Below are 12,317 nucleotides of genomic sequence, written 5' to 3' on the forward strand. Positions count from 1 at the left end.
AAATGTGAGTAATCACTTCGCTGGAGAGACTGTGAATAAACTGAATGTCGTAATTGGCGCCAGTGCGTTCCTGGCGCTGGCCGCTTTTGCCTTTAGCCCACCGGCCGATGCGCGCGGTTATGAGCGCGGGGGAGATCATCGCCACCACCACCGTGGCGGTGTTTATCGCGGACCACGTGTTTCGATCGGATTTGTTGCGCCCGTACTACCCGTTGGCCATGTGCGTGTCGCAGTTGGCGGACGTCCTTTTTACTACCATGGCGGGCACTTCTACCGCCACGGTCCCCGTGGTTACGTCGTTGTCGCTGCCCCTCTGGGCGCCTCGGTAGTCACCCTGCCAACTAGTGCTGTCAGAGTCCATGTAGGCGGAATTACTTATTACCAGTACGCCGATGCCTACTATCAGTGGCACCCCGCTACTCGAACTTATGTCGTAGTAGCACCACCTGCAGTGGCTGTAGCTCCAGCACCCGTAGCCGTTGTTCCAGCGCCTGCGCCGGCTGTCGCCGTTCCTGTTGCAACGGCAGCAGCTCCCGCTACTGTGCCTGCAACCCCGAACCCGGGCCCTGAGGGTTTCCAGCCCGGACAAGTGGTGGAAACCCTACCCAATGGCTACGCCGCTGAAATTATCAATGGCATCCAGTACTACCGCTATGGCGGCAATTACTTTATGCCTACCCAGCGCGATGGCCAGGAGGTCTACGTAGTCGTCAAGCTGTAAGCGCGGCTTCGCTTTCCAGCCCGTGAAAGCGGGCAAACTGCCCCAGAGCCCGGTGGTAACTCGCCTCCAGCGAGACGCCGGGTTTCTTGTCCCAGTGCAAGGCCTCTACCCGCAATACACCCGCATCCCGGTCTGCCTTCAAGTCCACCTGCCCCACGAATTGATCGCCGTATAAAATCGGCAGGCAAAAATAGCCATAGCGGCGCTTGGTCGCCGGTACATAGCATTCCAATTGATATTCAAAATCAAATAGCCGGCGCAGGCGTTTGCGCTGCAATATCACTGGGTCAAACGGGGATAACAGGCGCACTTTGCGCGATGGTCGTACTGGCTCCCAATCCAGATGCTCGGTGAGCATCAGCTCTTTCCCCCACTGAGTGAGTTCACCGGTTGCCAACATGCGCTTAATTGCCAGCTGGATAAGGGGTTTGTCGTCCCTGCGCAGGTAAGCAATTTCCTCCGCTCGGCCAATCCCCTGGCACCCCAGAAAAGTGCGCACCAGATGGCTACCGTACTCAATTTCCGAGGCGGCATTGGTCGAGATTTTTGCTGGCAGTATCCGCTCCGGGAGATCGAAGACTTTTTGAAAGCCCTCCCGGTGACTGACCATCAGCTCACCTTCATGAAACAACTGCTCCAGGGCTTTCTTTTCATCGGACCACTCCCACCATCCACTCTTGGTGCGCACAAAATCGCTGGCCCGCAGGGCGCCCTCCTCTCGCACACGATCGAGAACATAGCGACACAGCTTGGCATTCTTTTCAAACCAGTGGCGCTGACCGGCGCGGATACGATCCATACGCACCCGCGCATAGGGGTAGTGGGCCATTGGCAGGTAGGCAGCGGCGTGGGACCAGTACTCGAAAATTTCGCGGTGCTCTTCAGCTTCAGCCAGGTGTGACTCGCGGTAACGGGGCAGGCAATTGTAGAGCTGGTGGTGGTGGGCCCGGGTAATTCGCTGGATAGCATCCAACTGTAGGGCGCCAAGATGTTGCAACAACCCCGACAATCCTTCAGTCCAAGAGCTGTGGATAAATTGGCGTTGCAGCACCAGTGCGCGGATCTTTTGCTCGGATAACAAGAAGTGGCTCCCCTAGGCTCGGATATTCGACAGCCGCGAACCTAGCAGAAAGGCTTATTCGCCCTGGTAGTATTCTGGCGCCAGATTGTCGAAGCGAGTGTATTTGCCCACAAAGGCTGCGCGGCAGGTGCCGATCTCACCGTTACGCTGCTTGCCGATAATCAACTCGGCCATCCCTTTATCCGGGCTGTCCTCGTTGTAGTATTCATCGCGGTAGATAAACAGGATCACGTCAGCGTCCTGCTCGATCGCCCCGGATTCCCGCAGGTCCGAGTTCATCGGCCGTTTGTTGGGGCGCTGCTCTACTCCCCGGTTAAGCTGCGACAGGGCAATCACCGGGCACTCGTATTCTTTCGCCAGCGCCTTGAGAGAGCGGGAGATCTCGGAGATCTCCTGGGTGCGGCCCTCAGTAGACCCCTTCACCTGCATCAGCTGCAGGTAGTCCACCATAATCATGGCGGGCATACTCTTGGCCTCGGCGTCTTCGCGGCTTAACTTGGGGTTCTCGCGCATCAATTTGTTGATGTGATCGCGCACAGTGCGCTTGGTACGTGCGCGCACCTCGCTGGGACTCAGTGCCGGCGTATCATCGATATACAGGGCCTTGCCCTTCATCTTCTGCACGGCGCTGGACAGCTTGGGCCAATCCTCTTCCTGCAGCTTGCCGTTCCTGATGCGCCCCTGGTCGATACGACCAATAGAGGACAACATCCGCATCACCAGGCTGTCCGAGGGCATCTCCATACTGAAGACCAGAGTCGGGCTCTCCTGGCAGAGCATGGCGCTCTCGATAAAATTCAATGCCAGTGCGGTCTTACCCATGGAGGGACGCGCGGCGAGAATAACCAGTTCGCCCGGCTGCCAGCCGGAGGTGCGCTGGTCCAGCTCGGTAAGACCGGTACTGATACCGGTGATATCACCCTCGGTCTTAAACAGCTCATCGATGCGCTCGACAGTCTTTTTCAGCAGGGTATCCACGCCGACAAAGCCGCCCTCTTTGGCGCGCCCCTCGGCGATTTCCGCCACGCGGCGCTCAGCCATTTGTAACAGGTCGGCGGAGGCAAGGCCACCGGGATTAAAACTGGTGCGGCTGATCTCACCGGCAGCGGCGATCAGCTGGCGCAGCATGGAGCGCTCACGCACGATCTTGGCGTAGGCGACGATATTCGCTGCGGAGGGAGTGTTTTCGGCCAATTCCGCCAGGTAGGCGGGGCCACCCACTTCACCGAGCAGGTCGCGGCTGGCGAGGCCTTCGGCGAGGGTAACGATATCCAGGGGCTGTTCGCCATTACTCAGCTCGCCCATAACCGCAAAGATCTTGCGGTGACTGGCGCTGAAGAAATCCTCTTCACTCAGCTGTTCGGCAACGGCGTCAATACGGCCCGGGTCCAGCATCAGGCCGCCGAGCACAGACTGCTCCGCCTCTACCGAATGCGGCAGGGGTGAACTCTCTTCGCTGTGGATCTCTTCTTCAGGGGCGGCGTATTCGTCGATCATGGAACTTTACTGGATAGTAAAAACAAAACAGGCGCTGGACCCGATAGGGTGCAGCGCCCGATTGTAGCCCGGCTGGCGCCCGAAGCACCAACCGTTCGTCAGCAAAACCTTACTCGGCTTCGATAACGACTTTAACTGCAGCAATTACGTCGGAGTGCAGCTGTACGTCTACGTCGTACTCGCCCACTTCGCGCAGCGCGCCTTCCGGCAGCTTAACTTCAGCTTTAGCTACTTCAACGCCACCAGCGGAGATCGCTTCAGCGATGTCGCGAGTGCCGATAGAACCGAACAGCTTGCCTTCGTCGCCAGCGTTAGCAGCGATGGTAACAACCAGGTCGGCCAGCTTGGTAGCGCGGCTCTCAGCTTCAGCCAGCTTAGCGGCAGCAGCGGCTTCCAGTTCAGCGCGCTTAGCTTCGAACTCAGCAATGTTAGCGGCGGTAGCAGCAATTGCCTTACCAGTCGGCAGCAGGAAATTGCGGCCAAAACCGGCTTTAACATCAACGCGGTCACCCACGTTGCCCAGTTTGCCTACTTTATCGAGCAGAATAACTTCCATCTCGGTTTCCTCAATTTCTGTATTGTGCGGGCGCGCTTATTTGGAAGAGCGTCCGCGAATATCTATCCAGCTATCTACCAGGGCCAAGCCGCAGAGGAAGCCTGCCAGGGGCAGCCCTCCAATCACCAGCATGATGTACATCGCCACCAGGGGACCTACCCCCCAACCGCGACTGGCAACCAGCCAGTGGACCAGGGCAATACCAGCTACCACCATCGGGAACGCAATCACCGCTCCCCAAAATGCGTAGCCTGGGGTTACCAAGCTGACTACCCACAACAACATACTTGTCGCTGACAGCCACAGGGGCAGGCGCAGCTGGTGGAACTCCTGGCGGAAACCGCCGGGGTTGTACAGCAGGGCTTGCCAATAACGCCCCAGTACCAGAGCCAATGTGGCGCTCATCGCCGATATCAGGCCCAGGTAACCGGTAATTTGCAATTCACCCGAAAATATCTGCTTCAGTTCATCCATTGGAACAGTATTGGGCTGTTCCGCTGCATTCTCGACTGCCTGCAAGAACCCTTGCATCAGTCCTCCACTGAAGAGAGAGGTCAGCAATATGCCTGCTGCTGATGCCGCCGTTACAGCCACCAGGCCAGCGGCCCAGGAGCGACTGCTGCGCAATGCCATGGCGCCGCAAAAAACTGCAACAAAATGGCCTGCGGATATACCAGTCACCAGTGGTGGTACATGACCACTCATACCCATAACGACAATCGGCAACAGAGCCCAGGCCAAAACCATCAGGCCGTCACTGCTGCCTCGGCGCAAACTCACCAGAGCGAGAATTGCCGGGCTTATCAGCGGAATCCCCAACATGGTGAGGATTACCGCCCTGACGCGTCCGCGCATAATAAATTCAGCTACGGCGCGCATATCTAGATAGCTTCTCTATTAATGAGTCTAAGCAAACTGCGGCTTAGGCTTCGTGGCTGTCCGTGTACGGCAGCAGGGCCAGGTAGCGAGCGCGCTTGACCGCAGAGGCCAGCTGACGCTGATACTTGGCTTTGGTACCGGTAATACGGCTAGGAACAATTTTGCCAGTCTCGGAGATGTAGGCTTTCAGGGTATCGAGATCTTTGTAGTCGATACGCTTAACACCTTCAGCGGTGAAACGGCAGAACTTGCGACGACGGAAAAAACGTGCCATCTGATAATCCCCTTACTCTTCGCTTTCAGCGTTATCGGAAGAAGCTTCTGCAGCGTCGGAAGAAGCTTTCTCTTCTCCGGCGCGCTCGCGACGCTCGGTGCGCTCTGCACGGGCAGCTTTGCGCTCACGGCTTTCTTTTTCCGCTTTCATGATCGGGCTCTCTTCAGTGATCGCCTCGTCTTCACGAATTACCAGATTACGGATAACCGCATCGTTGTAACGGAAGTTGGTAGTCAGTTCCTCAAGGGCTTCTTCAGAACATTCTACGTTCATCAGAATGTAGTGAGCCTTGTGGATCTTGTTGATCGGGTAAGCCAGACGGCGACGGCCCCAGTCTTCCAGACGGTGAACCTGTCCACCGCTCTCCTTGATGGACGCAGTGTAGCGCTCCACCATGCCAGGTACCTGCTCGCTCTGGTCCGGGTGAACCAGGAATACAATTTCGTAATGACGCATTTTAGCTCCTTACGGGTTAATCAGCCTCTCGGACAGTCCGATGAGGCAAGGAGTACAACGGGCACGGATAAACCGGGCCCATTGCGGGCGGCGTATTCTAGGCAGTTGTGGGGTTGGTTGCAAGTTGATCAATTGCATCAAGCCCAACGCCTTCGCCTGCCCGGTTGCAAGTTGATCAATTACCTCAAGCAAGTGCATTCGCATTCCAAGTTAGAGGTTGATCAAAATGACTACTCTGCCACTCGCCTTGTTTCTGGGATTTGGCGGATTGGGACACAGCACTGCTCGGTCTGGTCATGGGTTTGGCAGGCTGGCTTCGCCTATGATGCCGGACTGTTAAAGGGAGAAGTACCATGCCCCAACAAACCCACCAATTAGAATTTGGCGCCTTCCAGGTACCAGTAACCACAGTACACAACGGCGAAGGCCCCCTGGTATTGGTGCTTCCCGCGATGGGCGTACCGGCCAACCGCTACCGCCTGCTTCTGGAAGAGCTGCAAAAGCTCGGTTACAACACCGCCATCAGCGAATTGCCCGGCACCGGGGAGAGCCTGCCGCGCCCCCACCGAAATGCCGACTACGGCTACAACGATCTGGTATTTTCGTTTATTCCAAAGTTAATCCAACTGCTGGAACAGCAATTCCCCCAGGGGCCAGCGCTGATTCTCGGCCACAGTATCGGCGGCCAAACCAGCACCCTGGCAGCCCGCGCCGGCCTCACTGGTAACGCCAAGGTTGTCAGCATCGCCTCCGGCCATGTGGACCACCGTAGCTGGAGTGGTCTGCACAAGTACGCCATCCTGCTCTTCGCCTCAATTGCCAGTGTGACCTCAAGCCTGCTGGGTTATTTCCCCGGTGCGCGCATGGGATTCGGCTGGCGCGAAGCGCGCAGGCTGATGAAAGACTGGGCCCGATCCATATTTAGCGGTCGCTTTGCACCGGAGGATCGCTTTGGGCAAATGGAAAAGACAAGCCAGCCCACCCTGCATATTGCGCTGGACGGCGACCCCTTCGCCCCTATTCAGGCTGCCCGTAAATTAGCGGCGATCGTCGGCGGCGAAACCCGGGAGATGAAACCCACTTATCCCAAGGGCAACCCTCACCTCAGCTGGATCAAGAATCCCGCCCCCGTAGTTGAGGCAGTACAGCAGTGGCTACATAAAGATCCCGCTCTCAACTGATTTTCCTTTTTTCTGTCTTTCCTGCATGGCCAAGAAAGCAATTCACAGCTTTCTTAGCCATGTATTAATAAAAACTGCCCGCTCCACCTCCCTCCCACATCGCAGCCAACAATCTTATTTGTCTTTCCGGTTTTCACGGTTCAGTTCCGTTTGTGGCCAGTGAATCAATCTCTTGAGCGGTAAATTCACCACTCAAACGACATCGCTCAAGTAGGTTATCCCCATGAACAACAGCCCATTCAATACCTTCACCAAGTTGCACCAAACTGACGCCCCACTGATCCTGCCAAATGCCTGGGATGCTGCCAGCGCTTTAATCTGCCAAAACACAGGCGCCCAAGCGGTAGGTACCAGCAGTGCCGCCGTCGCCTGGTCACTGGGTTATGCCGATGGCGGTGCCCTGCCAGTTGAGGAACACCTAAACGCTATCGCGCGGATTGCCCGGGTGACCTCATTACCTCTGAGTGTGGATATTGAAGATGGATATTCTCAAAACCCCGAACAGGTAGCTGAGCTGGCTTGTAAAATGATGGAGCTGGGCGTAGTGGGTATCAATATTGAAGATGGTAACGACACCCCCGAATCTCTCGGCGAAAAGATCGGCGCTATTCGCCAAGCACTAAACGGCCGCCCGCTTTTTATTAATGCCCGTACCGATGTTTATCTCAATGCACTCGCAAGCGGTGATAAAGCGGTAAATATGTGCATAGAGAGGTTAGAGCTTTATAAGAGTGCCGGTGCTGACTGCGGCTTTGTGCCTGGGCTCTCTTCAATTGAGGAGGCAAGGAGTTTGGCAACGGGTATCAACCTGCCAATCAATATTATGCTGCTTCCGGGAATTGCTCCTATATCGGAGTTTTTTGCCGCAGGCATAAAGCGCTTTAGTACCGGGCCAGCTTTATTCCAATCTGTCTATGGCCATTTAAGCGAATCATTAAAACAGCTGGCAGCGGTTAAAAGTGACACTAATTTGTTTAGCACGGCGTTGGACTACGGCACTATGAACTCCGCATTTACTTAAAGGATGTGGAAAGAAGTTTTATGTCCGGGTATTTCTATACCCGGCTTGTAAGGACTTACAGTAACCCCGTGGATCAAAGTTTCGAAAGAACTAAATAATTCTCCGCTCACCAACCTAATATGGGAACACCGCAATTTTAAATATTGAGCAATTCTCTAAATCTTAAATGGGGGAAAATTATCTGTAGATATTTATACGACCTAACTGATGAGTTTAAAGAAACCATTACATCTATTAGGTAAGAGCCAGCTATCATTATTTACTTCGATTGCCAACCCGCCCACTTAGCAAAATCTACCAGGACAACAAATGGTACTACTATCAGCCACCAACAAATAATTTTCATTCTCATAAATATATTATTTTCCTAGTATCATTCTATACCTATGATATAAGTGCCGTGACACTTTAACTTTTAGAGTAGTGTCAAATTGCTGCTTTTTATTTCAGCAAATATTAATAAGAAAGCCCTAAGGGGCTCCGAATAACTAACCGATTCGCTGTAACACAAAGACACCAAAGAAAATCCAGACTGGTATATTAGAAGCGGCTAACAAACGCATTAAAACATCAACACTTCAAATGATTTAAGTGTGCCCAATCAAAAGATACTTAAAAAGTCGACTCCAGAATCCAATTAACAATAAAAGTCATGGTAGATACTTTCATCACCATCCAGAGGTTATTTGGAAAGCTTTATAGAGGCCAGATTTGTTATAACCACCAGATTGCACGGCCAGTGAAGATCATCCCTGGCACGCGCAGAATAGACCAACTATTAGCCGTTGCGCTGACGCACGGCCTCAAATAAGCAGACACCCGTGGCAACAGAAACATTTAAGCTGCTTACCTCTCCCGCCATGGGAATTTTGATCAGATGATCGCAGTGTTCCCTAGTCAGGCGACGCAAGCCGCTGCCCTCGGCACCCATAACCAGCGCCAGAGGGCCGGTTAACTGACTTTGGTATACATCCTGTGTCGCCTCACCGGCTGCACCATATATCCACACTCCCGCCTGCTGCAACTGCTGTAACGCGCGAGCCAGGTTAGTCACGGTGACAAAGGGCAATACTTCGGCAGCGCCGCAGGCCACTTTGCGGGCTGTTGGTGTCAGTCCGGCGGATTTATCTTTCGGCGCAATCACCGCATGTACTCCGGCAGCCTCTGCCGAGCGCAGGCAGGCACCCAGGTTGTGGGGGTCAGTCACGCCATCCAGCACCAACAAGAAAGGCGCTTCGCCGCGCTGATCCAGTTGTTTTAGCAGGTCGAACAGGAATTTTTCATCGTGAACTTTTGTTTTGCCAGAACAGATAGCAACAACACCCTGGTGATTAGCGCCATCCTCAACTTTTTCATCCAGCGCTCGCCGGTCAATAAAGCGCACGGCAATATCATTTTTTTCCGCCTGCTGGATTATTTTTTGCAGGCGCTGATCCTTGCGGCCACGCAGTAACAGAAGCTCCGATACATTCTGCGGAGAACCTTTTAGGAGGGCCTGCACTGCGTGCAGGCCATAAATAACTTCCTGACTCAATTTATTCCTCGATCACTTTTTCTTTTTACTGCTAGAAGAAATCTTTTTCTTCTTTTTTAGTTTACCCGAACGGGTTTTGGCGTTTTCAGCCTTTTGCGCGGCTTTACGGGCAGCCACTGCAGGCCGCTTTCCGCCCTTGCGTGTCGGGGTACGCTTTTTAATCTTGCGTTTGGGCTGGGCATCTTCGCCTTGCCCGCCTTCACCTCGCCTATTGAGCGGCTCTTTTTCCGGTTTTGCTACAGGGGCTTCAACACTGGCCTCTACTGGCACAGCCTCATCTGAACCCACCTTGCGCTTGCGGAAAGGCGAGGACTTGGCTGTGGTCTCGGTATGCTTGGCCCAGGGGTTAGCACTGGTATTGCTGGGTTTTTCTTTTTTATCGCGGCCCCGGCGCTCGCGTTCCAACTGATGTTCTACTGCCATTTCCATAGCGCGGGCACTCACCCGCGTACTCTCTTTCTTTTTCTTCGACTCACGCTTTGCGCGTGGGACCAGTTCATTCAAGGTGAAATCCACCTTGCGCTCTTCGAGATCCACCCGTGCAACCTGCACGGTGACAGAGTCACCCAAATGATAACGCTTGCCACTGCGCTCCCCGATAAGACGCTGGTGCGCCTGCTCAAAGCGATAATAGTCTTTGGGCAGGGCAGTGACATGTATCAGGCCCTCCACGTAGAGTTCATCCAACTCCACAAATAATCCAAAGCCGGTTACCGCACTGATAACACCGGAATAGGTCTCGCCCACATGGTCTTGCAGATATTCACACTTAAGCCAGCTGAGCACATCCCGGGTCGCATCGTCGGCGCGCCGCTCGGTCAGCGAACACTGTTCCCCAAGTTGCAACATGGCCGGCATGTCGTAGGGTAAAATCTGCTCTCGAGCAATCGGTTTGGCACCGGGCACAGAGTGAACTTTTTTTGCCACCGCAGCTTGGTTGGCGCTGCCGTTGCGTATCAACCAGCGCAGCGCCCGGTGCAGGAGCAAATCCGGATAGCGGCGAATCGGGGAGGTGAAATGGGCATAGGCCGGGTAATCCAAACCGAAGTGTCCTCGATTCTCCGGCTGGTAAACCGCCTGGTTCATAGAGCGCAGCAGCATCACCTGAATAATATGCGCATCTGCACGGCCCTCGATCTGCTCCATCAGGTCCTGGAAGTCTTTGGGCTGGGGCTCACCACCACCGGGAAGGCGCAATCCCAATTCACCCAGGTATTCGCGCAAATTACTGAGTTTTTCCTCTTTGGGCGCATCGTGTACCCGGTAGAGTGCGGGCAGTTCCGATAGCTCCATCAGACTCGCCGCGCTGACATTGGCCGCGAGCATACACTCTTCGATCAGCTTGTGAGCATCGTTGCGCACCACCGGAATAATCCGCTCAATTTTTCGTTGGGCGTCAAATATTATCCGGGTCTCGGTCGTCTCAAAATCAATAGCACCCCGGCGCTCCCGCGCTTGGCGCAACGCCAGGTAGAGGTCGTGGAGATTGTCCAGGTGTGGGGTGAGGGTCGCAAATTGCTTGCGGGCACCACTGTCGCGGTTATCCCGCTCATCGAGTATTTGCCCTACCTGGGTATAAGTCAGGCGCGCGTGGCTGCGCATAACCGCCTCAAAGAAACGATAATCCTGAATTTCACCGCTTCGGTTGATGTGCATTTCGCACACCATACACAACCGATCGACATCGGGGTTCAGGGAGCAAAGGCCGTTGGACAATTTCTCCGGCAGCATGGGTACAACGAAATCCGGAAAATAAACCGAGTTTCCACGGCCGTGCGCTTCCTCATCCAACGCACTACCCGGACGTACATAGTGGGAAACATCGGCAATGGCTACCAGCAATTTCCAATTGCCATCGGGTAAAAGTTCGCAGTAGACCGCATCATCAAAATCCCGCGCGTCTTCACCATCGATAGTAACCAATGGTAACTGGCGAAGATCCACCCGGGATTTCTTGTGGTCCTCAAGCACTTCATCGGCAATTTCATTGACCTCGGCCGTCAGTGCACTGGGCCAGGTGTGGGGAATTCCGTAATTGCGAATCGCAACGTCAATCTCCATACCCGGGGCAAGGTGGTCACCGAGAACTTCGCTAACCTCACCTTGCGGCACTTTATCCCGGCCCGGTTGGGTAACAATTTTTACTACGACATACTGGCCGTGATCGGCTCCGGCGGTATCCTCAGAGGCCACCATAATATCCAGGTTAATACGAGGATTGTCCGGGCGCACAAAACAAATACCGTTTTCCCGATACAAGCGCCCAGCCAGCTGCTCGGTATTGTGCTTGATCACCCGAACAACAGCGCCCTCGCGTTTACCGCGAAAACCTCCGGGGGTTTCCCGAACTAATACCTCGTCACCATCAAAAACTTTACGCATCTGTCGATGGGATAAAAATAGATCGGTGCCGCCACCACTGGGGATAACAAAACCAAAACCATCCCGGTGCCCCATAACCCGGCCGCGTATCAGGCTCATTTTATCCAGTACACCAAAATCACCGGCGCGGTTGCTGGCAATCTGCCCATCCCGGGACATGGCGATCAAACGGCGCCTGACTCCTTCGCGGCGATCCTCGTCGGCCAATTCGAGTAAATCAGCCACCGTTTCCCAGGGTACAGGCTCCGCTTGTTTTTCCAGAATTTGCAGCAAGTACTCCCGACTGGGCACGGGCTTTTCGTATTTCTCTGCCTCGCGCTGGGCATGAGGGTCAGCATTGAAAGGGTCTGAGGTATTTTTTTGAGTCAAAACAGCATCCGTTGTTGGGCAGTTGCCAGGGTTGGCAACCTCCGGAGATTATCCGGCCATAAAGAAAGGCGGCGTTGGTGGTGGATTCCTGGTCAATAATTCGCCGCTATTGCACGCATTATAAGCGATTTCGCCAATTTTCCCGACCTAAGAAAAAAATGATGAAAAAAGCGCAACGCAGCCGTTGACACAAGGGGGGCAGATCTCTATAGTTCGCGTCCTCAACGGAGCACACGTTGATTTGCCCAGGTGGCGGAATTGGTAGACGCGCTAGCTTCAGGTGCTAGTGACCTAACGGTCGTGGAGGTTCAAGTCCTCTCCTGGGCACCAATTCCAAAAAGGCTGACTCGAAAGAGTCGGCCTTTT

11 protein-coding genes and 1 tRNA gene are annotated in these 12,317 nt (G+C 54.3%); 4 read left to right on the plus strand and 8 right to left on the minus strand.

The window, feature by feature from the left end:
- Positions 1-31 precede the first annotated feature (31 nt).
- Positions 32-721 carry a DUF6515 family protein gene (locus ACJJI6_RS15185; protein WP_444895406.1) on the plus strand — a complete coding sequence of 230 codons (690 nt, stop codon included), beginning with the start codon at positions 32-34 and terminating at the stop codon, positions 719-721.
- Here ACJJI6_RS15185 and ACJJI6_RS15190 read toward each other — a convergent pair.
- The 6 genes from ACJJI6_RS15190 to rpsF form a co-directional block, all read right to left on the minus strand.
- Complete coding sequence (locus tag ACJJI6_RS15190) at positions 711-1,802, minus strand: winged helix-turn-helix domain-containing protein (protein WP_475711073.1); 1,092 nt, start codon at positions 1,800-1,802, stop codon at positions 711-713. The genes ACJJI6_RS15185 and ACJJI6_RS15190 overlap by 11 nt on opposite strands.
- 54 nt (positions 1,803-1,856) lie before the next feature.
- Positions 1,857-3,299, minus strand: coding sequence for a replicative DNA helicase (gene dnaB / locus ACJJI6_RS15195; protein WP_108731490.1), 1,443 nt, complete (start codon positions 3,297-3,299; stop codon positions 1,857-1,859).
- Between the two features lie 109 nt (positions 3,300-3,408).
- A complete protein-coding gene (rplI, locus tag ACJJI6_RS15200) occupies positions 3,409-3,855 on the minus strand; it encodes a 50S ribosomal protein L9 (RefSeq protein WP_282930238.1) in 447 nt (148 codons plus the stop codon).
- A gap of 36 nt (positions 3,856-3,891) precedes the next feature.
- Positions 3,892-4,734: a YybS family protein gene (locus ACJJI6_RS15205; RefSeq protein ID WP_413664135.1), complete on the minus strand. Its 843-nt coding sequence runs from the start codon at positions 4,732-4,734 to the stop codon at positions 3,892-3,894.
- Between the two features lie 43 nt (positions 4,735-4,777).
- Positions 4,778-5,008, minus strand: a complete 231-nt coding sequence (rpsR, locus tag ACJJI6_RS15210) for a 30S ribosomal protein S18 (RefSeq protein ID WP_108731487.1) — start codon at positions 5,006-5,008, stop codon at positions 4,778-4,780.
- Positions 5,009-5,020: 12 nt separating this feature from the next.
- Positions 5,021-5,464: a 30S ribosomal protein S6 gene (gene rpsF / locus ACJJI6_RS15215; protein ID WP_282930240.1), complete on the minus strand. Its 444-nt coding sequence runs from the start codon at positions 5,462-5,464 to the stop codon at positions 5,021-5,023.
- A gap of 353 nt (positions 5,465-5,817) precedes the next feature.
- On the opposite strand from rpsF, the gene ACJJI6_RS15220 reads away from it, so the two are divergent.
- Both ACJJI6_RS15220 and ACJJI6_RS15225 read left to right on the plus strand, forming a co-directional pair.
- A complete protein-coding gene (locus ACJJI6_RS15220) occupies positions 5,818-6,645 on the plus strand; it encodes an alpha/beta fold hydrolase (RefSeq protein WP_475711075.1) in 828 nt (275 codons plus the stop codon).
- A gap of 223 nt (positions 6,646-6,868) precedes the next feature.
- Entirely contained in the window at positions 6,869-7,666 is a 798-nt protein-coding gene (locus tag ACJJI6_RS15225) for an isocitrate lyase/PEP mutase family protein (RefSeq protein ID WP_444918840.1), read from the plus strand.
- Positions 7,667-8,444: 778 nt separating this feature from the next.
- Here the strand turns inward: ACJJI6_RS15225 and rlmB are convergent.
- Both rlmB and rnr read right to left on the minus strand, forming a co-directional pair.
- Positions 8,445-9,200, minus strand: coding sequence for a 23S rRNA (guanosine(2251)-2'-O)-methyltransferase RlmB (gene rlmB, locus ACJJI6_RS15230; protein WP_444936796.1), 756 nt, complete (start codon positions 9,198-9,200; stop codon positions 8,445-8,447).
- A gap of 12 nt (positions 9,201-9,212) precedes the next feature.
- Positions 9,213-11,951 carry a ribonuclease R gene (rnr, locus tag ACJJI6_RS15235; RefSeq protein ID WP_475711076.1) on the minus strand — a complete coding sequence of 913 codons (2,739 nt, stop codon included), beginning with the start codon at positions 11,949-11,951 and terminating at the stop codon, positions 9,213-9,215.
- 243 nt (positions 11,952-12,194) lie between these two features.
- Between rnr and ACJJI6_RS15240 the strand changes: the two genes are divergently transcribed.
- Positions 12,195-12,281: transfer RNA gene (locus tag ACJJI6_RS15240), tRNA-Leu, on the plus strand.
- The last annotated feature ends 36 nt before the right edge of the window (positions 12,282-12,317 follow it).

The sequence above is a fragment of the Microbulbifer maximicatervae (SeqCode) genome (assembly GCF_056232625.1).